Source organism: Methylobacterium sp. CB376, assembly GCF_029714205.1.
Taxonomy (GTDB): Bacteria; Pseudomonadota; Alphaproteobacteria; order Rhizobiales; family Beijerinckiaceae; genus Methylobacterium.
Map to the genome: position 1 here is coordinate 4631857 of NZ_CP121648.1, position 22935 is coordinate 4654791.

At 69.6% G+C, this 22935-nt stretch carries 15 protein-coding genes, 1 tRNA gene and 5 pseudogenes; 14 read left to right on the forward strand and 7 right to left on the reverse strand.

Features of this window, described 5'->3' with window-relative positions; translation table 11 throughout:
* Positions 1-23 precede the first annotated feature (23 nt).
* Positions 24-1022, reverse strand: a complete 999-nt coding sequence (locus QA634_RS21140) for an IS110-like element ISMtsp7 family transposase (RefSeq protein WP_012331380.1) — start codon at positions 1020-1022, stop codon at positions 24-26.
* 57 nt (positions 1023-1079) lie between these two features.
* Here QA634_RS21140 and QA634_RS21145 point away from each other — a divergent pair.
* The 4 genes and pseudogenes from QA634_RS21145 to QA634_RS21160 form a co-directional block, all read left to right on the forward strand.
* Positions 1080-1268: pseudogene (locus tag QA634_RS21145) on the forward strand (IS3 family transposase); the annotation flags it as partial.
* 184 nt (positions 1269-1452) lie between these two features.
* Positions 1453-2260 (forward strand): annotated as a pseudogene (locus QA634_RS21150) (IS5-like element ISMtsp14 family transposase).
* An 81-nt stretch (positions 2261-2341) separates the two neighbouring features.
* Positions 2342-3448, forward strand: coding sequence for a LacI family DNA-binding transcriptional regulator (locus QA634_RS21155; protein ID WP_012333913.1), 1107 nt, complete (start codon positions 2342-2344; stop codon positions 3446-3448).
* Positions 3449-3672: 224 nt separating this feature from the next.
* Positions 3673-4698: pseudogene (locus QA634_RS21160) on the forward strand (IS256 family transposase); the annotation flags it as partial.
* Positions 4699-4765: 67 nt separating this feature from the next.
* On the opposite strand, the gene QA634_RS21165 reads toward QA634_RS21160, so the two are convergent.
* Complete coding sequence (locus QA634_RS21165) at positions 4766-5983, reverse strand: IS110 family transposase (RefSeq protein WP_150108864.1); 1218 nt, start codon at positions 5981-5983, stop codon at positions 4766-4768.
* Between the two features lie 265 nt (positions 5984-6248).
* Between QA634_RS21165 and QA634_RS21170 the strand changes: the two are divergent.
* Positions 6249-6470 (forward strand): annotated as a pseudogene (locus tag QA634_RS21170) (transposase); the annotation flags it as partial.
* Between the two features lie 111 nt (positions 6471-6581).
* Here QA634_RS21170 and trxA read toward each other — a convergent pair.
* Together trxA and QA634_RS21180 are read right to left on the reverse strand one after the other, a co-directional pair.
* On the reverse strand, positions 6582-6905 hold the full coding sequence (trxA, locus tag QA634_RS21175) for a thioredoxin (protein WP_012333916.1): 324 nt from the start codon (positions 6903-6905) through the stop codon (positions 6582-6584).
* 253 nt (positions 6906-7158) lie between these two features.
* Positions 7159-7773, reverse strand: a pseudogene (locus QA634_RS21180) (IS66 family transposase); the annotation flags it as partial.
* 229 nt (positions 7774-8002) lie between these two features.
* Between QA634_RS21180 and QA634_RS21185 the strand changes: the two are divergent.
* The 3 genes from QA634_RS21185 (at position 8003) to QA634_RS21195 (ending at position 12473) form a co-directional block, all read left to right on the forward strand.
* Positions 8003-9385 carry a redoxin domain-containing protein gene (locus tag QA634_RS21185; protein WP_265576397.1) on the forward strand — a complete coding sequence of 461 codons (1383 nt, stop codon included), beginning with the start codon at positions 8003-8005 and terminating at the stop codon, positions 9383-9385.
* A gap of 371 nt (positions 9386-9756) precedes the next feature.
* Positions 9757-11136: a M16 family metallopeptidase gene (locus tag QA634_RS21190; RefSeq protein WP_012333918.1), complete on the forward strand. Its 1380-nt coding sequence runs from the start codon at positions 9757-9759 to the stop codon at positions 11134-11136.
* Positions 11137-11180: 44 nt separating this feature from the next.
* Positions 11181-12473, forward strand: a complete 1293-nt coding sequence (locus tag QA634_RS21195) for a M16 family metallopeptidase (protein WP_012333919.1) — start codon at positions 11181-11183, stop codon at positions 12471-12473.
* An 893-nt stretch (positions 12474-13366) separates the two neighbouring features.
* Here the strand turns inward: QA634_RS21195 and QA634_RS21200 are convergent.
* Positions 13367-13441, reverse strand: a tRNA-Gln gene (locus QA634_RS21200).
* A 117-nt stretch (positions 13442-13558) separates the two neighbouring features.
* Between QA634_RS21200 and QA634_RS21205 the strand changes: the two genes are divergently transcribed.
* Entirely contained in the window at positions 13559-14320 is a 762-nt protein-coding gene (locus QA634_RS21205) for an SDR family oxidoreductase (RefSeq protein ID WP_012333920.1), read from the forward strand.
* 134 nt (positions 14321-14454) lie between these two features.
* Entirely contained in the window at positions 14455-16080 is a 1626-nt protein-coding gene (locus QA634_RS21210) for a peptide chain release factor 3 (protein WP_026190756.1), read from the forward strand.
* A 43-nt stretch (positions 16081-16123) separates the two neighbouring features.
* On the opposite strand, the gene QA634_RS21215 is transcribed toward QA634_RS21210, so the two are convergent.
* A complete protein-coding gene (locus QA634_RS21215) occupies positions 16124-16576 on the reverse strand; it encodes a response regulator (RefSeq protein ID WP_012333922.1) in 453 nt (150 codons plus the stop codon).
* Between the two features lie 123 nt (positions 16577-16699).
* Complete coding sequence (locus tag QA634_RS21220; protein WP_012333923.1) at positions 16700-17167, reverse strand: BLUF domain-containing protein; 468 nt, start codon at positions 17165-17167, stop codon at positions 16700-16702.
* Positions 17168-17404: 237 nt separating this feature from the next.
* Here QA634_RS21220 and QA634_RS21225 point away from each other — a divergent pair, with 237 nt between their 5' ends.
* The 4 genes from QA634_RS21225 (at position 17405) to QA634_RS21240 (ending at position 22929) form a co-directional block, all read left to right on the forward strand.
* Positions 17405-18775 carry a flagellar hook protein FlgE gene (locus tag QA634_RS21225; protein ID WP_012333924.1) on the forward strand — a complete coding sequence of 457 codons (1371 nt, stop codon included), beginning with the start codon at positions 17405-17407 and terminating at the stop codon, positions 18773-18775.
* Between the two features lie 71 nt (positions 18776-18846).
* On the forward strand, positions 18847-20718 hold the full coding sequence (gene flgK, locus QA634_RS21230; protein WP_012333925.1) for a flagellar hook-associated protein FlgK: 1872 nt from the start codon (positions 18847-18849) through the stop codon (positions 20716-20718).
* A 4-nt stretch (positions 20719-20722) separates the two neighbouring features.
* Positions 20723-22531 (forward strand): hypothetical protein, encoded by a 1809-nt coding sequence (locus QA634_RS21235; protein ID WP_012333926.1) that lies wholly within the window; start codon positions 20723-20725, stop codon positions 22529-22531.
* A gap of 74 nt (positions 22532-22605) precedes the next feature.
* Complete coding sequence (locus tag QA634_RS21240; protein WP_012333927.1) at positions 22606-22929, forward strand: porin; 324 nt, start codon at positions 22606-22608, stop codon at positions 22927-22929.
* Positions 22930-22935 lie beyond the last annotated feature (6 nt).

Here is a 22935-nt window from a genome sequence, read left to right on the forward strand (position 1 = left end):
CGCGACGATCTCGGTCGCCCGCGTCAGGCGCGGGCGTAATCCTCCTCGCGCCTCAGCATCGCCCAGGCTATCCGCGCGGTCTTGTTGGCCATCGCCACGATCCCCTTGTTGAACCCGCGCCGGTCGATCACCGCCTGGAACCAGCGTGAGCGCGGATCGGTCTTCGTGGCCAGGCGCAAGGCGACCGCGCGGGCGCCGTGCACGAGTTGGCGCCGCAGATAGTGGTTGGCCCGGCGTCCGACGCCCCCGAGGTGCGGCTTGCCGCCGGTGGAGTACTGTCGCGGCACCAAGCCGATCCAGGCCGCGAGTTCGCGCCCTGAGCGGAACTGGCGGGCATCGCCGACGCTGGCCTTGAGGGCGGTGGCGACGACCGGGCCCACGCCAGGCAACGTCATCAGGCGGCGGCAGACGACGTCTTCGCGGCAGATCGCCCGAAGTTGATCGTCGAGCCGCTCAAGCCGCGTCTCCAGGGTCTCCAACTCGTCGAGCAGGGCCGCGAAGGTGGCTCGCGCCATCGGCGACAGTCCCGCCTCGGAAAGTTCCGCCCGCACACGCGCTGGAAAGCGGGCCGCACCCTTCGGGTAGATGAGGCCGTACTCAGCCAGGAGCCCACGGGTATGATTGATCAGGTTCGTGCGTTGCGAGACCAGCCGATCGCGGACGCGATGAAGCGACTGCAGGTCTTGCTGCTCGGTCGACTTCACAGGCACAAACCGCATCGTGGGACGTGAGGCGGCGTCGAAGATCGCCTCGGCGTCGACGGCATCGTTCTTCGAGCCGCGCACGAACGGCTTGACGAAGCGCGGGTTGATCAGCCGAACCTCATGCCCGGCCGCGAGGAAAGCTCGCGCCCAATGATGGGCCGTGGCGCAAGCCTCCATGGCGATCACCTTCGGGGCGAGGCTGGCCACCAGCGCCGGAAGTTTGGTGCGCCCGACGCGCCGGGAGATCACCTGACCATCGGCATCGACGCCGTGAACGTGAAACGACTGCTTGGCCAGATCGATCGCGAGCATCTGCATGGCTCTTCTCCCTCTCGGTCTCGCCCAACCTGGGCGCGGAGCGGGAGGCGTCCATCCCATAACGCGCCGATGGAGAGCTTCTTCCACACGCTCAAGGTGGAACTGGTCCACCAGCGACGATCGGCGACCCGGGATGAGGCGCGGCGCGACCTGTTCGCCTACATCGAGGGCTACAACGACAGGCAGCGCATCCATTCGGCTCTTGGCTACGTCACACCCGAGCAAGCCGAGCGGAACGCGAGCTAACACCTGTGTCCGCGAAATCTGGGGAGGATCACCAACTATCTCGCCATAATCACGCTTCGCATTAACCATACTCTGACTCGCATGAGCTTGCGGAGACGCCCTAGAGCGTGTTATGAACCTACGATGTAGCGTGAGCGTTGCAAGGGCATGAGCACCGATGATGTAGCGTGAGCGTTGCAAGGGCATGAGCACCGATCGCGCCGCCTACCCGTCCGACGTGTCCGATGAGGAGTGGGCGCTGGTGGCGCCCTACCTGACGCTGCTGCGCGAGGACTCGGGCCAGCGTGACCACGATCTGCGCGAGGTGTTCAACGGCTTGCGCTACATCGTCAAGACCGGCGCGCCGTGGCGGTTCATGCCCCACGACCTGCCGCCGTGGGCAGCGGTCTACCAGCCGACCCAGCGCTGGTTGGCCGCCGAGTGCTTCGCCGATGTGGCCGGCGACCTGCGTGCTGTGCTGCGGCAGGCGGCCGGGCGTGAGCCGGAGCCCTCGGCGGTGATCCTGGACAGCCGGACCCAGCGCTCCTCGCCCGAGAGCGGCGAGCGGGCCGGCTACGACGGGGCCAAGCGCATGCGCGGGTCGAAGGTGCATCTGGCGGTCGACGCCCGGTCACGGGGTGGCGCTGCACGTCACGCCGGCGGATGTCGATGACCGCAGTCAGGTCGGCACGCTGACCTGCGTGGTCCAGGCGGAGACGGACGGGGGCGTGGAGAAGGCATTCGTCGACCAGGGCTACACAGGTGAGAAGGCAGCGACCGCAGCGCAGGCGAACGGGATCGCGTTGGAGGTGGTCAAGGCCCCGGAGGCCAAGCGCGGCTTCGTGTTGCTGCCGCGGCGTTGGGTGGTGGAGCGCTCGCTGGCCTGGGCGGTGCGCTGCCGCCGGCTGGTCAAGGACTACGAGCGTTATGCGAGCACACTGGCTGGAATGTACATGGTCGCCTTCGTCTGTGACATGCTCAGCAAGCTGGGACGCATAGTAGAAAGTTCATAACACGCTCTAGGGTGCGCTGCGGTACAGTTGCCGATTTTTCCGCCGGTGCTAGATAAAAATTTCATCAAACTGGAGAGCTAAGTGCGCCGCCCTACTATTGCCGATGTGGCCAAGGCTGCCAATGTCAGCGTATCAACAGTCGATCGTGTCCTGAAGCGCCGCCATCCCGTGCGGGAGGAAACCGCCGAGCTGGTACAACGTGCCGCGGAGGCCGTCGGCTATCATCTCGCTCAGACGGTCCGTCGCAGCGGCGAACAGGATCGGCCTGTCCGCACCCTCGGCTTCCTTCTCCAGCGGAGAAACGAGTTTTACGACACACTGGGGAAGCTCCTGCAGGAGACAACGGCTGCCTCGACGACCATCAGAGGCCGGTCGATGCTGAAGTTCCGGGACTACCAGGAGGAGGAGGTCGTCGCGGAACGCCTCGTCCAGCTTGGGCGGACATGCGATGCCGTGGCTGTCGTCGCCGCAGATCACCCACAGCTGACCGAGGCCATCGACATTTTGCACGAGAAAGGCGTGCCTGTATTCGCGTTAATTTCCGAGCTCACGGCGCCGAATCGTGCCGGCTACATAGGACTGGACTATTGGATGGTCGGCAAAACCGCGGCCTGGTTCCTCTCCAATATGTGCAGGACGCCGGGAAAGATCGCCATTTATGTAGGGAATCATCGCTTCCAGAGCGAAATTGCCAGCGAAATGAGTTTACGTTCGTATTTCCGTGAATATGCGAGGGATTTTCAGTTACTCGAGTCGGTGGTAACCCTCGATGAAGACGACATAGCTTATAAATATACAATTAATTTATTAAGAGAGACGCAGGATCTAGTTGGCATTTACGTCGCTGGCGGCGGCATCAACGGCGTCATCCGGGCGTGCCGTGAGGACCCGAGCACCTCGTCCCGAAACCTCATGATTATTGTAATGGAAGGGACTCAAGAGGCGGCTAAAGCACTCCTTACCGGTGAGATCAAAGTGATCCTGGCGCACCCAAAGAAATTGTTAGCTGACACCCTGGTCGAAGCGATGGCGAAATCAACGATGATTAACCAAGGCGCCTACTACGTGCATCCTAGAATTCAGTTCGATATACGGACACAAGCAAATTGGATTCCTGAATCTGAGTTGCTGAAGCCGTATAAGCCCGGGCTTCCATGGCGGAGGGACATACCACGGAACCCGACATAGAGGGGCGTATCGCCGCTGCCGTCATCAGACGGGAACTTGAGCGTCTGAGCAAACAGAAGCTGATCGAACTACGAATAATTTGAACCATTCGAGTATTTGGGAAAGGGGTAGCGTCCACGGACGAGGTGTAATTTTCAGGGGGTCCGGGGTGGGGCTTGGAGTGGCCATCGGAGCTGGCGGCTAAGGTGGAGTTTGCGGACTTCAACCCGAGCCGGGAGCACCCGATGACCGACGACAGAGTGGCACTGATCGAGGCCCTGCAGAAGGCCGACGACGGCAACTTCCTGCGCAGCCTCGCCGAGACCGTCCTGCAGATCCTGATGGAGGCCGACGTGGAGGGCCTGATTGGGGCGGGCCGCTACGAGCGCACGGGCGAGCGCAGCACCTACCGCAACGGCTACCGCGAGCGCAGCCTCGACACGCGGCTTGGCTCGCTCAACCTCAGGATCCCCAAGCTGCGCACCGGCAGCTACTTCCCAGGCTTCCTGGAGCCGAGGAAGACGGTCGAGAAGGCGCTGGTGGCGGTGATCCAGGAGGCGTGGATCGCCGGCGTCTCGACCCGGCGCGTGGACGAGCTGGTGCAGGCCATGGGCCTGTCAGGCATCTCGAAGTCGAGCGTGTCCAAGCTGTGCAAGGATATTGACGAGCGCGTCACGGCGTTCCTGACGCGTCCGCTCTCTGGCGCGTGGCCCTATCTGTGGCTCGACGCCACCTACCTGAAGGTGCGCGAGGGCGGGCGCATCGTGTCGGTGGCCGCCATAGTCGCCGTGGCGGTGGACACCGAGGGCCGGCGAGAGATCGTCGGGCTGCACATCGGCCCGTCCGAAGCCGAGGTGTTCTGGACCGACTTCCTGCGCAGCCTGGTCAAGCGCGGGCTCTCGGGCGTGCAGCTCGTGATCTCGGATGCCCACGAGGGTCTCAAGGCCGCGATCCGCCGGGTGCTCAAGGCGACGTGGCAGCGGTGTCGTGTTCATTGGACCCGCAATGCCCTGGCCTACGTGCCGCGCGCCCAGCAGACGATGGTCGCGGCGGGCCTGCGTCACGCCTTCCAGCAGACGGATCAGGCCGCGGCCCGCGCTGCGCTCCACCACCTCGCCGAGCAGCTGCACACCCGCTGGCCGAAGCTTCACGGCTTCATCGCCGAAACCTGCGAGGACGTTCTGGCCTACATGACCTTCCCGGCTCAGCATCGCACTAAATTGCATTCGACGGATGTGATGGACAAGACCGCCCGCACCTTTCGTGGTAGGTTTCTTGTCGCGCGGGCGACCTCGTGGCGAAGAGTGGAGCCTCGGCTGCAAGCTCCGTCGGGCCGCCTCATCCGAGCCCTGCCGGCTTGAGGCGTCCGCGCGCCGCCTTTGAGGGACGCGGCGTCCAGTGCGCCACGACCTGCTCGTAAGCCGTCTCCGCCCGCCGGGCGATCTCCATCTCCTGCTCGCGTAACGCCTTGACGTTGTAGGCGTAGGCTGGACCGCGCCGGTTGCCCTTCTTCTGCGGCAGACCGGCCTGCAGTTCGAGACCGCGCACCTTGGTGGCCACGAGGGCAGGGCGAGCCCAGAGATAGTCCGCCTCCTTGGTCAGCAGGTGCCAGCAGAGCACGGCGAGCTTGCGCGCCGTGGCCACCGCCGCGATCTGGTGACCGCGCCGGGCGCGCACCCGCACGAAGAACGCGTGCAGCGGCCCTGGGGCCTTGGCGGCGGCCCAGGCCGCCTCGACCAGCATCGCTCGGGCATGGCTTCGCCCCGCCTTGCTGATGCGGCCGTGCTGGGCGAGCCCGAGGCCGGATTGGCGCACGCGCGGGTTCAGCCCGAAGTAGCTCACCAACTTCTGCGGGCTGGGGAAGCGGCGCACGTCGCCGATCGCGGCGGCGAGCCCGGCGGCCACCGTCACGTTGATGCCGGTGACGGTGAGCAGGCGGCGCACCACGGGACTGTCGACCGTCGCTTCGCCGATCGCTCGATCGAGGACGGCAAGGTCCTCGCCCAGAGCATCGAACTCGCGCAGGTGCCGCCGCACCGCCGCGTGCTCGTCGTCGGGCAACGCCTGCCGTTCCAGCCAGGCTCGGCCGACCCGGCTGAACAGGTCGGCGTGCGGGCATGGCGGCACGAGGTGAGCGTGCAGGATCGCGTGGGTCTCGTTCTTGAGGCACGTGCGATGGCGCACGACCTGATTGCGCCGCGCCACGAGCCGGCGCAGCCGCTCGGTGGCCGCGTCCGGCGTCCAGACCTCCGGCAGGTAGCCCGCCGCATAGAGGTTGGCGAGCACGCCCGCGTCGATCTTGTCGGTCTTCACGTGCGCATGGGCGATCGCCTTCACCTGCAGCGGGTTGGCGATCACCACCCGCGCCACGTGCGGTTTTAGCAGATGCGAGACGGCCATCGCGTTGCCGGTCGCCTCGATCACCACCTCATCGCTGGCCTGCAGGGTGCGGGCAAAGCCCTCCAGTCCGCTGCGGGTCATGTCGACCCGGCCGGCATGCCTGAGCCGGCCGTCCTCCCACACCACCACCTCGGCGAAGGTGCGGTGGAGGTCCATTCCGATCACGCGTCGCATGCGCGCTCCTCCTGGTCAGGTTGCGAGGGGGAGCGGCGGGCGACACGACACCTACGGATCCGCGCTCACGGCGCAACCGGGCGAGTCGCAGAGGCGGCCAGCTACTAACACGAGCTCTCAGCTCATCGTATGCATCGGCCTGCCCGCACCTTCGTGCTCCCGGTGCCTCTGTCCCGGATGGTCGCACCATACGCCAAGCCCAGCAGGAGCTCAGCCGAACCGCGGCACCGCCATCCTCATACCGGTTACAAACCCGCTTGAACGCCTGAACAAGGAGATCAAGCGACGCGCTGATGTGGTTGGGATCTTTCCCAACACCGACTCGATCCAGCGCCTCATCGGCGCGGTGTTGCTGGAAGCCAACGACGAGTGGCAGCTGCAGCACCGCTACATGCAGGTCGAGGGCATGACCGGCCTCACGTCGGCGTTGATCGAGGAGGCGATCACTCTTCCACCGCAGGCCGCCTGACCGATGGCCGCTCCAACTCCACCCCCAAAGTCCACCTCGTTGACGGACGTGACCTGGAAAGGGGAGCCGGGCCGCAAGGCCCGGCTCTGGCGCAGCACCACGGCAGCACGGTCAGGCGATCGCGGACTGGATCCAGCGCAACAGGTCGCCCTTCGGCGCCGCCCCGACCTTCTGGCTGGCGAGCTTGCCGTCCTTGAAGATCATCAGGGTCGGGATCGGGCGGATGCCGTATTCCGAGACGATGCCGGGGTTCTCGTCCACGTTCACCTTGGCGATCTTCACCCGGCCCTGCATCTCGCTCGAGATCTCCTCGAGCACCGGCCCGATCGCCTGACAGGGACCGCACCACTCGGCCCAGAAATCGACGACGACGGGCTCGGAGGCCTCGAGGACATCCTGCCTGAAGCTCGCGTCGGTCACCTTCACGGTTGCCATCGCAAAACCCTCCTATGTCCGGGACGCCGCAAACCCGGCTTCACCGCGGCGTGAGTGCCGCTTAGCAAGCTGCGAGAGCCCGATCAAGCTGGATAACTAATGCAATTGAGAATATATGAACTCCAATATCCCAAGATATATTCTATGAAGGTTCTTGAGTTCGTTATTGCCCGCGCCCCTTGCGCGACGTAGGTTTCCCTGATTTCCTTGAGGGATGGGCCGCAGGTAAGCAACCACGCCCGCGGCAGCGGGCTCAGGCGCGGATGGTCTTGAGGATGTTCGCGAAGGTGCCGGCACCTGAGGGGCGAGCGGTGTCGACGACCGTACGGTCGTCCGCCTCGCCCGCGGGCGCCCACATGGCCCGACAGCCGTTCGTCACCTTCCGCTGCACCACCGCCGGGCGCAGGGCTCGCTCGCAGCCGTTGTTAGTGACCGCCACACGGTCGGGATGGCCGAGGAAGACCAGAAGCTGATCGCGAGCCCGGCCGATTTTAGCCTGCAGAGCGCGGGTCAGATCGCAACGGCTTGGTACGTGCAGGATGGCGGACAGACGCCGCTCCAGCGCCCGGCGCTTGGCCGCGAGCGTCGAGGCCGCCAGGCCGGTGACGCGCTCGGCCAGGCTGAACACCGACCCGAGCCAGAGTTGCAGGCGGAGCGGCACCGGGTCGTCGCTCACCTCGACCGTATAAGCGACCTCGCGCGCCAGATGCGCCAGGCAGGTCTGGTGACGCTCGCCGTGGCCCTGCTGGGCGGTGGAGCGGTCCGACAGCCGCACCGCGGGCCGGTGCCCGTCCATCATCGCGTGCACCACCGCGGCGGCTCGGGTCGGGGCAGCGTGATGCACCACCGCCTCGTCCGAGCGGAAGACCCCTCGCGCCGCTCCTTGCGATCAGTGGAGGGCGGCTTGGAGTAGGTGCGCGAGGTCTTCTCCGGCCGCTGCAGCCGCAGCACCGGCTCGATCAGCTCCTACTTGCTCAGGCGCTCCAGCTCGCTGCGGCTCATCCCACGAGGGAATCAGCGAAATCCACGCCGCGCGAGGGGCGTGGGCAATACCGAATTCAAGGCCATGCATGAAATATACTTTGGGATATATGATCGTGTATATTCCTGGTGATAAAACAATCTGTCCGATTGGCGACATTATAATCTATATTTTGGTATATGGTCTGCAATATGGAACTAAATATAATTCTATGACATCTTTGCAAGCTTCACGAACAAGCGCATACGGGTCGAGCACCGTGAGTGCTTCACTTGGAGCGACCGCCATGCCCCTGAAGGAACGACTGATCGGCGACCCCGCCGCGGAGATCTGCGTCCAGACCTTCCTGAAGGGCGAGCCGATCACGACCCTCGCGAAAGGCCGCGTCTATGTGGTCGTGTTCTGGGCGATCTGGTGCGCCCCATGCAAGGCGGCCATCCCGCATCTCACCGCCCTGCAGCTCCGGCATCCGCAGGTTCCGGTCATCGGCGTCGCCGTCGACTGGACGGATCTCGGCGAGATCGCGGCCTTCGTGCGCGATCAGGGCGACGCGATCGGCTACCGGATCGCGGCCGATCTGCCGCTCTCGCCCGGCGAGCGTCAGGGCACGATGGGCCGGACCTGGTGCCGGGCGGCCTATAATACCGCCGTCCCAACCGCCTTCATCATCGATTGCGACGGCCGGATCGCCTGGATCGGCGATCCCCTGGAGAGCGACGACCCGCTCGCCGCGGTGGTCGAGGGGCGCTGGGACCTCGCGGCGGCCCGAGAGAAACTGGAGGCGGTCCTGCAGCGCGACAAGGTGCGGGAGCTCCGGAGACTGGAGGAGACAGTCGAGCGCCATCTCGCCGCGGGAGACCGCACCGGCCTCCTGCAGGCCTACGACGCGGCGTTCGCGGCCGATCCCGGCCTCGAGCCACTCCGAGGTCTGGACAAGTTCGCGCTGCTGCTGGCCACCCGCCATGCGGCGGCCCTGGATTACGCGCGGCACCTGATCGGGGCGGTCGTCGTGGACCAGATTGAACCGCTCATCCGCCTCGGCACCATGCTGGCCAAGGCGGCCGAGCAGGGCACGCCGGCGCCGGACAGGCCTCCGGCCGCCGCTTTCTCCACACTCGTTCCGCTCATCTACCGCTTCAGCACCATGCTGGCCGAGGCGGCCGAGCAGGGCACGGCGTCGCCGGACTGGCCTCCGGCCGCCGCGAACCTGGCGCTGTCGGCGTTCACCCGGGCGGAGGCCTTGTTCGGCGAAGGGACCGACACCATCACGCGGGTGATTCTCGCGGACACCGCCGCCCGGGCCCTGCTCGTCGTCGGCCGGACCGCCGAGGCCGCCGACCGCGCCCGGGCGGCCCGTGCCCTCGCGCCCGCCGCCTTCGCCCTCGAGCCCGACATAGACCTGGCGGCGACCATCTCCCAACTCGACCAGCTCGTCGCGCACTGCGATGCGGCCGCCGGGCGCCGCGATGGAGCGACCTGCCGGCTCGACGAGGCGTGACCCGCGGGCGGGAAGCCGACGCGCGACATCCGCGCCGGTTCGACCGTGGGAGCCTCCCGGTCTCGTTCGACAAGGCAGACGAGGCGCTCCGGCCGGGCCGCGGCCGGCGCGCCGCGATCAGGAACGGTGCAGGTCCGGCATGATCCTCGGGCGAGGCTCTGGGCGCATGCAGGCCGCCCCGGCCCGGAGCGCTCCCGGGGATGCGGCGGATCAGCCAGGCCCCGAGGTCAGTACGACAACCAAGACGTGATGGACCGCCTTTCATCCGGATCGTGCCCGGCGGAGCACATCGATCCGAGAGGCTTCCGTTCACACGGACGCTCCTCGCTCATTACGGGCCGTTGCGAAGGCCCCTCTTCAAGGAAATCAGCATGAAACCGCGGAAGCACTCTCTCCCCCACCCGACCGGCAGACCCGGCCCCGCCCTGCGCCTCGATGCGGCGCCGCACGGGCGGGCCGAGGCGGGCGGGCCCGAGGTCGCGTCCTTCACCCTCGACAACGGCCTCGACGTGGTCGTCATCCCCGACCACCGGGCGCCCGTCGCCACCCACATGATCTGGTACCGCAACGGCTCGGCCGATGATCCGCTCGGCCAGTCCGGCATCGCGCATTTCCTCGAGCACCTGATGTTCAAGGGCACCGCGAAGCACCCGGCGGGCGCCTTCTCGAAGACGGTGTCGAGCCTGGGCGGGCAGGAGAACGCCGGCACCTCCTTCGACTTGACGAACTACTACCAGCGCATCGCCCGCGACAACCTGAAGACCATGATGGAGTTCGAGGCCGACCGGATGACCGGCCTCGTCCTCGACGAGTCCGTCGTCGCGCCGGAGCGGGACGTGGTGCTGGAGGAGCGCCGCATGCGGGTCGAGACCGACCCGAGCGCGCAGCTCTCCGAGGCGATGGCGGCCTCGCTCTTCGTCCACCACCCCTACGGCATCCCGATCATCGGCTGGATGCATGAGATCGAGGAGCTCAACCGCGCCCACGCGCTCGCCTATTACCGGCGATTCTACACGCCCGAGAACGCGATCCTGGTCGTGGCAGGCGACGTGACCGCCGACGAGGTGCGCCGCCTCGCCGAGGCCACCTACGGGCAGGTGGCGCCCCGCGGCGAGCGCCCGGTGCGCCTGCGCCCGCGCGAGCCCGAGCCCCGCGCCGCCCGACGCCTCAGCGTCGCGGATCCGAAGGTCGAGCAGCCCACGCTGCAGCGCTACTACCTCGCGCCCTCCTGCATCACCGCCCGGGAGGGAGAGGAGCACGCCCTCGAACTCCTCGCCGAGGTGATGGGCGGCGGGCCGACCTCCTACCTCTACCGCTCGCTGGTGATGGAGCAGGGCGTCGCCGTGAGTGCCCACGCCTGGTACGTGGGCGCGGCCAAGGACGACACCCGCTTCTCGGTCTACGCGGTGCCGGCCGAGGGCGTCTCCCTGGAGAAGCTGGAGGAGGCGGTCGACACGGCCCTCCGGCGCCTGCCCTCTCAGGCTCTCGCCCCCGAGGCGGTGGAGCGGGCCAAGACCCGGCTCGTCGCCTCGATGGTCTATTCCTCGGACAACCAGTTCAACCTCGCCAGGATCTACGGCACGGTGCTCGCCATCGGCAAGAGCATCGAGGAGGTGCGCCGCTGGCCCGCCGACATCGAGGCCGTGGAGGCGGACCGGCTCGCGACTGCGGCCGAGCGCTACCTCACCCCGGCTCGCTCCGTGACCGGCTACCTGATCAAGGCCCACGAGGCCGATGCGGCCGTCGCCTGACGGCTGCCGCCCGCCCCCGACCTGAACCAAGACAAGAGGTCCCCATGGCCGACCCCAGCATCCAGACTGCCGCCCTCGCCACCCCCTCTTCCCCGGTCAAGGCCAGGTCCGTGATCGCCGCAAGCGGTGTCGAGGCGTGGCACGTCGAGTCCCCCGTCGTCCCGCTGGTCGCGCTCGCCTTCACCTTCGAGGGCGGCGCCGCCCAGGACCCGGAGGGCAAGTCCGGCGCGGTGCAGATGCTGTCGTGGCTTCTCGACGAGGGCGCCGGCCCCTACGGCTCGGACGCCTTCCAGGAGCGGCTCGCCGCCCGGGCGATCGAACTGAACTTCCACGCCAGGCCGGACGCCATCGGCGGCTCGCTCAGGATGCTGGTCAAGCACGCGGACGAAGCGATCGAGCTTCTGGCACTCGCCCTCGCCGAGCCCCGCTTCGACGAGGCGGCGGTCGAGCGCGCGCGCGCGCAGATGCTGATGAGGATCCGCCGCCAGCAGAACGACCCGGGCGTGATGGCCTCGCGCCGCTTCTTCGCCGAGGCCTATCCGGGCCATCCCTATGGCCGCCCCTCCGGGGGCACGCTCGAGAGCGTGGCGAGCATCACCCGCGGCGACCTCGTGGCGCTGCACCGCCGGCTGATCAGCCGCGCGCGGGTCAAGGTCGCGGCAGTGGGCGCGATCGGCGAGGCGGCGCTGCAGCGGGCCCTCGACGCGGCCTTCGGCCGCCTCTCCGAGGGCGGACCGCTCGCCGAGGTGCCGCCGACGCGGATCGCCGGCCTCGGCCGCCGGGTCGTGGTGGATCTCGACGTGCCGCAATCGGTGATCCGCTTCGGCACCGACGGCGTGCCGTGGCGCGACCCGGACTACTTCCCGGCCTGCGTGCTCAACCACATCCTGGGCGGCGGCGCCTTCACGTCGCGGCTGTTCCAGGCGGTGCGCGAGAAGCGCGGCCTTGCCTATTCGGTAGGCACTTCCCTGGTGAGCCACCGGGCCGCCTCGATGACCTGGGGCTACACTGCCACTAAGAACGAGCGCGTGGGCGAGGCTCTGTCGGTGATCGGCGAGGAGATCGCGCGGCTCACCCGTGACGGGCCCTCCGACGAGGAGCTGCAGAAGGCCAAGGACAACCTCACCGGCTCCTACGCGCTCGGCTTCGGCACCTCGACGGAGATCGCCGGCCGGCTCGTCCAGGTAGCCTTCGAGGGGCTCGGCATCGACTATATCAGCCGCCGCAACGGCCTGATCGCCGCAGTGACCCAGGACGACATCCGCCGCGCCGCCGCCCGCACCCTCGGCGACGGCCGCCTTCTGGTGGTGGCCGCGGGGCGCCCGACCGAGATCTAGCTGTTGTTGCTATGGAGGTTGTCCATCCGAGGGTTGGGAGCGAGGCTGTGGTTGCCACACCTGCAGCCCGGCTCGCGGAGCCTCGGATGGACGCCCACCAGAATGCCCCCTCCGTAGTCGATAGCTCATCGTACCGCGGCTGGCGCAGGGCTGGACGGTGAGTGCGCTGGCGCTTGGGATCAGCAACGCTTCAGGCGCGCGGGCGCACGCTCGCGGCAGGGTCGGCCGGCAGGGCCATCGACGAACGTTGATGGAGGTCGTGAGGAGCTTGAGCGTACTTGCAATGGCTGCCGCGATGCTCGGCGGCCCCACTTTGCGGGTGCTGCACAGGCCGCGCCGGTCTCACCCCTGCTGAGCGCGGCTGTGGAGAGCGACACCGTCCAGAAGGTGGATTGGGCCTGCGGGCCGGACTTCCACCTCAACCCGTGGGGCCACTGCAGTCCGAATTGGTTGCTGATCATAGACCCCGAACAGGGTGCTGGTGTCCCAGCCGAGCCGATCGGCCTCGGGCCCGAACTCGTCCACGAAGCGGCGGCAGTTCTCCAGGGTGGTCGCCCAATCCTCCGGGAGGAATCCGGGGCAGGGCGCCTGGCCGGGCGAGAGGCTGGCGAGGCCGCGGGACCATTCGAGGACGGTGGGGGGAGGACGAATCAGCGGGGCTCATGCTCCCGGGTAAGGCCCTGCCGGAAGGTACCCGCAAGGGCCAGAACTGGTGCACTGAGGCTGTGCCGACAATTGTGCCGGCCTCGTCCAGGTGCAGCCGGCGCTACCCGGCAGTCGGCAGAGCGAAGCCTGTGCCGACCTGTGCCGGCTTCTGTGCGTCCGAAAACACCCTTTGTTCCGTCTTGTCCGCGATGTCCGCGCTCGCAAGCACAGGAAAACAAAGGAAAATTTGGCTGGGGCGCCAGGATTCGAACCTGGGAATGGCGGTACCAAAAACCGCTGCCTTACCGCTTGGCGACGCCCCACCGCGGGGATGCGGCTTCCATAGCGGCGCGCGCGGGGCGTGGCAACCACCCGGTGGAGCCGCGCCGCGCCCGGTGCTAAGCCCCGGGAGAGGGCCGCGAAGCCCAGGGAGGACGCCGATGAGCAACGGGCCGCAGAAGATCGCGCTGGTGACGGGGGCCGGGTCGGGCGTCGGGCGGGCGGTGGCCCTCGGCCTCGCCGGGGCCGGCTACGACGTCGTGCTCTCCGGGCGCCGGCCCGAACCCCTCGCGGCCGTCCAGGCCGAGATCGAGGCGAAGGGCCGCCGCGCCCTCGCCCATCCGACCGATGTCGGGGACGAGGCCTCGGTCGCCGGCCTGTTCTCCGCCCTCGTCGAGACCTTCGGCCGGCTCGACCTCCTGTTCAACAATGCCGGGATCGGCGCGCCGCCCGTGCCCATCGACGAATTGCCCGTCGCCACGTGGCGCGCGGTGGTCGATACCAACCTCACCGGCGCCTTCCTGTGCACGCGCGAGGCCTTCCGGCTGATGAAGGCGCAGTCGCCCCGCGGCGGGCGCATCGTCAACAACGGCTCGATCTCCGCCTACGCGCCGCGCCCGAACTCGGCGCCCTACACCGCGACCAAGCACGCGATCAGCGGGCTCACCCGCTCCAGCTCCCTCGACGGCCGCGCCTTCGACATCGCCTGCGGGCAGATCGACATCGGCAATGCCGGGACCGAGATGACCGCCCGGATGCAGAGCGGCGTGCTGCAGGCGGACGGCTCGACCCGGAGCGAGCCCGTGATGGACGTGCGCCACGTCGCCGATGCCGTCGTCTACATGGCGGGCCTGCCCCTCGACGCCAACGTGCAGTTCATGACCGTCATGGCGACGAAGATGCCCTATATCGGCCGCGGCTGAGGCGGCACCCGCCATGGAACGGGCGCCGCCCATGCGCTATGGGGAGGGGGAGCGGGGGCGCTGACGCGGCGCCCGCGGCACCCCATCTCCCGCTCACCACCCCGCCGCCCGCAGCCCCAGCCTGTCCCGTTCCGATGTTGATGCAGACCAATCCCACGACCGCGCCGACGCGGCCCGCCGACCCGGTCGCGCGCCGCCGCACCTTCGCGATCATCTCCCACCCGGATGCCGGCAAGACCACGCTCACCGAGAAGCTGCTGCTCTTCGGCGGCGCGATCCAGCTCGCCGGCGAGGTCAAGGCCAAGCGCAACCGCATCGCCACGCGCTCCGACTGGATGGGCATCGAGAAGGAGCGCGGCATCTCGGTCGTGACCTCGGTCATGACCTTCGAGTACGGCGATTGCGTCTTCAACCTGCTCGACACTCCCGGCCACGAGGACTTCTCGGAGGACACGTACCGCACCCTCACTGCGGTCGATTCCGCCGTGATGGTGATCGACGCCGCCAAGGGCATCGAGGCGCGCACCCGCAAGCTGTTCGAGGTCTGCCGCCTGCGCGACATCCCGATCGTCACCTTCGTCAACAAGCTCGACCGGGAGGCCCGCGACCCGTTCGACCTCCTCGACGAGATCGAGAAGACGCTCGCCCTCGACGTCGCCCCGGTGACCTGGCCGATCGGGCGCGGGCGCAGCTTCGCGGGCACCTACGACCTCGCCGCCCGCCGCGTGCGCCGCCTCGACGCGGCCGACGAGGCCGGGACCGTGCCGGTCTCCGGCTTCGACGACCCGCTCTTCGACGCGCTCCTCCCCGAGCCCGGCGCCGCGCAGGCCTGGCGCGAGGAGGCCGAACTCGCCGCGGCCGGCTGCAAGCCCTTCGACCTCGCGGCCTTCCGGGAGGGGCACCTCACCCCGGTCTTCTTCGGCTCGGCGCTGCGCAATTTCGGGGTGCGCGACCTGATCGACGGGCTCGCCAGCGTCGCGCCCCCGCCGCGCGGCCAATCGGCCGACCGGCGCGAGGTCGAGCCCGGCGAGCCCAAGATGACCGGCTTCGTCTTCAAGATCCAGGCGAACATGGACCCCAACCACCGGGACCGGATCGCCTTCCTGCGGGTCTGCTCGGGCCGGCTGTCGCGGGGCATGAAGGCGCGGCTGGTGCGCACCGGCAAGCCGATCTCGCTCTCCGCCCCGCAATTCTTCTTCGCCCAGGACCGCGCCATCGCGGACGAGGCCTATGCGGGCGACGTGGTCGGCATCCCCAATCACGGCACCCTGCGCATCGGCGACACCCTCACCGAGGGCGAGGACCTCGTCTTCCGCGGCGTGCCGAGCTTCGCGCCCGAGATCCTGCGGCGCATCAAGCTCACCGACGCCATGAAGGCCAAGAAGCTGCGCGAGGCCCTGCAGCAGATGGGCGAGGAGGGGGTGGTGCAGCTCTTCCTGCCCCATGACGGCTCGGCCGCCATCGTGGGCGTGGTCGGCGCGCTGCAGCTCGACGTGCTGAAGGAGCGGCTCCAGGCCGAGTACGGGCTGCCCATCGACTACGAGGCGACGCGCTTCACCATCTGCCGCTGGATCGAGGCCGCGAACCCCGCCGAGCTCGACAAGTTCGTGGGCGCGCACGGCTCCTCCATGGCCGCCGACCTCGACGGAGCCCCCGTCTTCATGGCGACCACCGCCTTCTCGCTGCGCTACGAGCAGGAGCGCTGGACCGAGATCCGCTTCTCCGACGTGAAGGATTACCAGAAGCGCGCCGCGGCCTGACCGGCCGGGGCGCCGCGTTCGGCGCCGGCGGCGCCCGCGCGGCTCAGACCTTGCCGAGCATCGGGAACTCGCTCGTGAGCGGCGAATCCGACGGCGGAACGCGCTCGCGCTTGCGCGGGCGGCGGTTCAGCACCTGCTTGAGCTTCGCCTTCAGCAGGGCGAGGTCGAAGGGCTTGAGGATGAAGGCGTCGGCCCCCGCGAGGTGCGCCACGTTGATGTCCTCGAACCCGAAGGCCGTCTCGGTGAGGATGAAGGGCGTGTTCACCAGGGTGTCGTCGGCGCGGATCTCGCGCAGGAGCTGGATCCCGTCCATCGGCTCCATGTCGAGGTCCGAGATCACGAGGCCGTACTTGCGCGCGCGGAGCATCTCGAGCGCCTGAGGCCCGTCCGTCGCCCCGTCGACCTCCGGAAAGCCGAGCCGGTTCATCAGTTCGGTGACGAGGCGAAGGAGCTTCACCTGATCGTCGACGATGAGGATCGGAGGAGCGTCGCTCATGCGGACCAACCAGACCTGTTTGCGGTGACGCGCCGGCCGAGGGCGGCGCGTGCGATGGGCGAACACCACCGCAAAATGATTGAGGAAGCGCTACGCCGATCCGTCACCTCTCCCCGTCGAGCCTCAGACGAAGAGGTGATCGATGCCCTGCTTGGCCATCGAGTCGGCCTGCAACGCCCGCGCGAGATTGTGGACGATTCCCGCCTTCGGCGTTCCGCGCTGGAGCATCGGCAGGATGTTGGCCTTCTGAAACAGGGCATCATTCGCCGCGTTGCGCTGGACGATGTTGAACGAGGTGAAGAACTCGCGCTTGACGATCTCGCGCCACTCGATGATCTGGACGTCGCGGTGGCGCCGGTCGTTGGCGATGCGCGCGAAGGTGTCCTGCACGGATTGGCGCTCGCCCTCCAGCACCTGGATGAAGTAGCCCTGCTCCAGGAGCAGGAAGCTCGTGATGACCGAGAACTCGTTGCGCTTCTGCGCGTGGCGGGCGATCTCGCCGAGTTCCCGCGCGCGCGTCCCCGGCTCGGCGGAGAGCAGCGCGCGCGAGAAGTAGATCAGGTGGATGAGGTTGTTCCGCTTGCTGCGCATGCGTCGAGCCCGCCGGGGTTGCCCCCCTGCATAGCCGGCCCGCGCTCAACGGCGGGTAAAGACGCCCTCCTGCATTGTGCCGTTGCGGAAAAGTCCCGGCAAAATGTGCCCGCCATCCGGCCCGGCTGGGCAGGATCTGCCGCCCTGCGGGCGGTCGAGCCCTAGCAATATCAATGACTTGGCTTTGGCACCGGGCTTGCGGCAATCCCCGCACCGACGCGGCCAGGAAGTGCGGTGATGGACGTTTTCAGCGCGATGCAGACCGCGGTCTCGGGCCTCCAGGCCCAGGCCTTCTCGCTCAACAACATCTCGGGCAACATCGCGAATGCCCAGACCACGGGCTATCGCCGCATCGACACGACCTTCGCCGACCTGCTGGCGGAGCAGCCGAACGACCGGCAGACCAGCGGCTCGGTGGCGGCCTCGTCCCAGTTCACCAACACGCTGCAGGGCAACATCGCCTCGACCGGCATCACCACCAACATGGCGCTCAACGGGGGCGGCTTCTTCGTGGTGCGCACCCCGAGCGCGACGAGCGGCGGGCAGCCGAGCTTCACGAGCCAGGACCTCTACACCCGCCGCGGCGACTTCGCCGTCGACAAGGACGGCTACCTCGTGAACGGGGCCGGCTCCTACCTGGTGGGCCAGAGCCTCGATCCCCGGACCGGCCAGGCGACCGGGAACGGGGTCATCCGGATCGGGAACCAAGCGCTGCCGGCCCAGGCCACCACCACCATCAGCTACGCGGCCAACCTGCCGAGCACGCCCGGCACCACGGGACCGGCCGTGCTCGGCGCCCTCGCGGGGGGCGACGTGCGGGTGATGTCGGGCACCAGCGCGAGCCCCGCCACGGTGGCGGCCTCCGACAGCGGCAGCTTCCTCGCCTCCAGCCTCTCGGGCGGGTCGCTCACCGCCTATTCGGCGGCCGGCGGGCCCGTGAACCTGCAGCTGCGCTGGGCCAAGGTCGCCGCCGCGGACAGCGCCGCGGGCACCGGCGACACCTGGAACCTGTTCTACGCCAAGCAGAACGGCACGGACTCGACCGCCACCGCCTGGACCAATGCGGGGACCGCCTTCACGTTCAACGCCAGCGGCCAGCTCACGACGCCGGCCGGCGGTTCGGCCACGATCCCGAACGTCACGGTCGACGGCGTCCCGCTCGGCACGCTCACGCTGAACACGGCGTCGGGCGGCCTCACCCAGTACGGCGCGGCGGGCGGCCAGGTGACGACCAATACCCTGCAGCAGAACGGCTCCGCCTCCGGCACGCTCAGGAGCTTGGCGGTGACCAGCGACGGCCGCGTCACCGGCACCTACTCGAACGGCACCACCGCCACCCTCGCGCAGGTCGGCATCGCCCGGTTCAACGCCCCCGACGCGCTCAAGGCCGAGTCGCTCGGCAACTACGCCCAGACGGTGGAATCGGGCGGCCCGGTCTCGGGCCTCGCCGGCACCACCGTCGTGGGCGGCAACGTCGAGCAGTCGAACACCGACACGGCCAACGAGTTCTCGAAGCTCATCATCACGCAGCAGGCCTATTCGGCCAACACGCGGGTGATGTCGACCGCCCAGCAGATGATGTCCGACCTCGTCAACATCATCCGGTGACGGGGCCGGCGCGGCAGCCCTCCGGACCGGCCCCGCGCTGACCCTGCGATGCTCCCGCCCGAGGTGCGCCCATGGCCCTGAACGCGCTCAACACCGCCGCGGCCGGCCTGCAGGTCACGCAGGCCGCGATCGGGATCGTCTCGCAGAACGTCGCCAACCAGGGCACGCCCGGCTACGTCCGGCGCACGCTCACGCCGGTCTCGCAGCCCGGGAATTCGGGCGTCGCGACCGGGACGGTGACGCGCGCCCTCGACGCCTCGGCCCTGCGGCAGCTCCGCCTGGAGACGGCGGGGGCGGCCTACACGGACCTCGTCTCCTCGGTGCACGCGCAGATCGACGCGCTGTACGGCCCGCCCGGCAGCGATTCCGCCCTCGACGGCATCACCAACGCGTTCGCGGCCTCGCTCCGGACCCTGGCGAGCGACCCCGCCTCGGCGGCGAACCGCTCCGCGGCGGTGACCGCCGCCGGGCGCCTCGCCGGCAAGGTCGCGGACGCGGCGAACGGGGTGCAGCAGCTGCGCAGCGGGCTGGAGACGCAGCTCGGCGCGGACGTGGCCTCGGCCAGCACCCTCCTGTCGCGGATCGCCGACCTCAACCTGCGGATCGCCGCGGCGGGCGGCGGGGCAGGGGACTCGCGCGCGGCCGACCTCGCCGACCAGCGCGACCAGGCCATCACCGACCTCGCCAAGTACATGGACGTGCAGACGAGTCCGGCGGCGGACGGCACGGTCTCCGTGCAGACCGGCTCCGGCGTCACCCTCGTCGACCACGGGGCGGCGGCCAGCCTGCGCTTCGACGGGCGCGGCGCGCTCGGCCCCTCATCGCGCTACGGCACGGACGCGACGGCGCGGGGCGTCGGCACCATCACGGCGGTGACGCCCTCCGGCGCCCGCATCGACCTCCTGGCCGATCAGGGCATCCGCTCCGGCGCGATCGCCGCGGCGGTGTCGCTGCGCGACGACACGCTGGTCCAGGCGCAGCGGCAGCTCGACGACCTCGCGGCCGGCCTGTCGCGGGCGATGAGCGACCGGCAGGCCACCGGCACGCCCGCCACGGGCGCGGCCGGCAGCGGCTTCGACATTGACCTCACCGGCCTCCAGGCCGGCAACGCGGTGACGCTCGGCCTGCGCAGCGCCGCGGGGGTGAACCGCAACGTCATCCTGGTGCCGACGGGCGGGAACGCCCCCAGCCCGATCGACCCGGCCCTGACCGACGACCCGACCGCCCTCGTGGTGCCCTTCGACATCTCGGGCGGTTCCTCGACCTACGCCGGCGCCATCGCGGCGGCCCTCGGCCCCGGCTTCACGGTGAGCGCCGTCCCCTCCGGCGCCGCGGGCGCCGTGCGCATCCTGGCGAGCGGCGTCGCGCTGACCTCCGCCTCGGCCTCGATCACCGTGCCGACGAGCCCGACCGACACGCGCAACGGGGCGCCGCAGATCCCGCTCTTCGTCGATTCGGGCCACGGCGGCAGCGTCTACACGGGCTCGTTCGAGGGCGGCGCGCACCTCACCGGCCTCGCCCAGCGGCTCGCGGTCAACGGGGCGATCGCCGCCGACACCTCGCGCCTCGTCGCCTCCGCGGACGGGACCCAGGACGCGGACGCGGCGCGCCCGAGCTTCCTCGCCGACGCGCTCACCCGCGAGAGCCGCACCTTCTCGGCGGCGAGCGGCATCGGCGGCGTGCAGGCGCCCGCCCGCGCCAGCGTGCAGGCCTTCGCGCAGGCGGTCATCGCCGCGCAGGGCGCCGCCGCCGCGCAGGCGGGCCAGCTCGACGAGGGGCAGAAGATCGCCCTCTCGACGGCCCAGGGCCGCTTCAGCGAGACGTCCGGCGTCACCATCGACGAGGAGCTCTCCCGGCTGATCCAGCTCCAATCCGCCTACAGCGCCAATGCCCGGGTGCTGACGGCGGCCCGGGACGTCCTGGACACGCTGATGCGGATCTGACGCGATGACGATCTCTCCCTACGCGGCCGGCACCTACGCGGGCGACCTCAACGCCCGCAGGCTCATCGGCCTCAAGAGCCAGCTCGACGGGCTCTCGACGCAGCTCAGCACCGGCAAGGTGGCGCAGACCTACGGGGCGCTCGGCACGGCGCGGAGCACCAGCCTGTCCGCGCACGCGCAGGTCTCCGCCCTCGACGCCTCCGACGCCGCGATCGACCTCGCGAAGACGCGCCTCGACCTCGCCGGGGCCAGCGTCCAGCAGGCGGGCAAGCTCGCCTCCGACACCTGGAGCCAATTCGCCAATCCCGGCACCCAGACCGGAGGCGTCGCGCGCGCCAACCTCAAGGCGATCGCGGCCGGGCGGCTGGGGGGCCTCGTCGACGCGCTCAACCAGCAGACCGGCAACCAGTACCTGTTCGGGGGGCGCACCACCGGCACCGCCCCGGTCGCGACCGCGGACGCGATCCTGAACGGCGATGCGGCGGCGCATCGCGACGGGCTCGGCGCGGTGATCGCCGAGCGCCGCAGCGCCGATCTCGGCACCGGCACGCCCCGGACCGGCCGGCTCTCGCTCGCGCGGAGCGGGAGCGCCGTGACCCTGGCCGAGAGCCAGGACCCGTCCGTGCGGGCGAATTTCGGCTTCACCCTGGCGGGCGCCACCAGCTCCAACCCCTCGGCGATCGCCGTCACCGCGGTGGCCGGCACCGCGGCGAGCGCGAGTCTCGCCTTCGCGAGCCAGCCGAAGGAGGGCGACATCGTGCGGGTCACGGTTCAGAACCCGGACGGCAGCCAGGGCTTCGTCGACCTCACGGCCCGCAGCGGGCCTGCGGGCGGCGACGGCTTCGCCATCGGCGCCAACGCGGCGGCGAGCGCGGCGAATCTCTCCGCGGCGCTGGCGGGCCGCCAAGTGGCCGGCGTGCAAGTGATCGGCGTGCAGAGCGCCGCCCCGCCCGGGGCGAGCGCCGCGCTCGGCGGGGGCAGCCCCGCCTCGGTCTCCGTCGCCGTGAACGCCCAGCCGAGCCCGGGCGACACGGTGCGGGTCACGGTGGGGCTGCGCGACGGCACCAGCAAGGTCATCGTGCTGACGGCCGCGGCGGCGGGCGCGACCGCGCCCGGCAGTTTCGCGATCGGCGCGACGGCGGCGGACACGGCGAAGAACCTCTCGGACGCCCTCGGGAGCGCCCTCGACACCGCCGCGACCACGGACCTCGCCGCGAGTTCGGCGGTGCGGGCCTCCTCGGACTTCTTCGCCGCGTCCGCCTCGCCCGGGCTCGCGCCGCGCCGGGTCGCCCTCGACGCCGCCGGCAACGCCGCCGGCTACCTCGCCGATCCGAGCGGCCGGACGGTGATCTGGTACCGGGGCGACGACACCTCGGCGGATCCGCGCGAGACGGCTCAGGTGCGGATCTCGGACAACGAGACGGTGGGGATCGGCGTGCAGGCGAACGAGGCGCCGCTCCGCGACGCGATGGCGGGCCTCGCGGTGGCGGCGAGCCTGAGCTTCCAGGAAGCATCGAGCGACGACGCGCGCTACGCGGCCTTCTCGGACCGGCTGAAGAGCCTGCTCAGCCCGGATCACGGCCCGACCATCAAGGACATCAGCACGGATCTGACCCTGGCCTCCGGGCGGATCACCGCCCAGAAGACGCAGAACGGCCAGACCCGCCTCGTCCTGCAGAACGCCCTCGCCGGGGTCGAGAATGCCGACACGCAGGAGGTCGCGACCAAGCTCCTCGCCCTGCAGACGCAGCTCCAGGCGAGCTATCAGACCACCGCCACCTTGGCGAAGCTGTCGCTCACGAACTACCTTTAGCCGGGAGCACGGCGGGGAGCGGCCGCTCTCCGCCGCGCTCGCGTCCGAGCCGGCAGCCGGGAAGGATCAGCGACATGAGCCGTGCGATCGCGACGCTGGCGGCGGCCTGCTTCCTCGCCGCACCGGCCCGGGCGCTCGACCTCGACCTGCCCCGCACGCCGACGCCCTGCCTCGCCGAAGGGCCCCGCTTCGCCGCGCTGCCGGGCAGCGGGACCTGCCTGCGGATCGGCGGTCGGGTCGCCGCCGAGGCCGGGACGGCCGGCGGGCGGGGTCCGGCCGCCCGCGAGGCCGCGCGCACCGGCGCGGGCGGGCGCCTCGACCTCGACGCCCGCACCGAGACGGAGGTCGGCCCGGCGCGGGCCTTCATTCGCCTGCGCGCCGGGTCCCCGATGCGCTGAGCGGTC

What these genes read in the sequence shown, in the direction of transcription:
- QA634_RS21140 (WP_012331380.1), bottom strand. Translation starts at nt 1,022, where the DNA reads ATGCAGATGCTCGCGATCGATCTGGCCAAGCAGTCGTTTCACGTTCAC.
- QA634_RS21165 (WP_150108864.1), bottom strand. Translation starts at nt 5,983, where the DNA reads ATGGACCTCCACCGCACCTTCGCCGAGGTGGTGGTGTGGGAGGACGGC.
- trxA (WP_012333916.1), bottom strand. Translation starts at nt 6,905, where the DNA reads ATGGCAACCGTGAAGGTGACCGACGCGAGCTTCAGGCAGGATGTCCTC.
- QA634_RS21190 (WP_012333918.1), top strand. Translation starts at nt 9,757, where the DNA reads ATGAAACCGCGGAAGCACTCTCTCCCCCACCCGACCGGCAGACCCGGC.
- QA634_RS21195 (WP_012333919.1), top strand. Translation starts at nt 11,181, where the DNA reads ATGGCCGACCCCAGCATCCAGACTGCCGCCCTCGCCACCCCCTCTTCC.
- QA634_RS21205 (WP_012333920.1), top strand. Translation starts at nt 13,559, where the DNA reads ATGAGCAACGGGCCGCAGAAGATCGCGCTGGTGACGGGGGCCGGGTCG.
- QA634_RS21210 (WP_026190756.1), top strand. Translation starts at nt 14,455, where the DNA reads ATGTTGATGCAGACCAATCCCACGACCGCGCCGACGCGGCCCGCCGAC.
- QA634_RS21215 (WP_012333922.1), bottom strand. Translation starts at nt 16,576, where the DNA reads ATGAGCGACGCTCCTCCGATCCTCATCGTCGACGATCAGGTGAAGCTC.
- QA634_RS21220 (WP_012333923.1), bottom strand. Translation starts at nt 17,167, where the DNA reads ATGCGCAGCAAGCGGAACAACCTCATCCACCTGATCTACTTCTCGCGC.
- QA634_RS21225 (WP_012333924.1), top strand. Translation starts at nt 17,405, where the DNA reads ATGGACGTTTTCAGCGCGATGCAGACCGCGGTCTCGGGCCTCCAGGCC.
- flgK (WP_012333925.1), top strand. Translation starts at nt 18,847, where the DNA reads ATGGCCCTGAACGCGCTCAACACCGCCGCGGCCGGCCTGCAGGTCACG.
- QA634_RS21235 (WP_012333926.1), top strand. Translation starts at nt 20,723, where the DNA reads ATGACGATCTCTCCCTACGCGGCCGGCACCTACGCGGGCGACCTCAAC.
- QA634_RS21240 (WP_012333927.1), top strand. Translation starts at nt 22,606, where the DNA reads ATGAGCCGTGCGATCGCGACGCTGGCGGCGGCCTGCTTCCTCGCCGCA.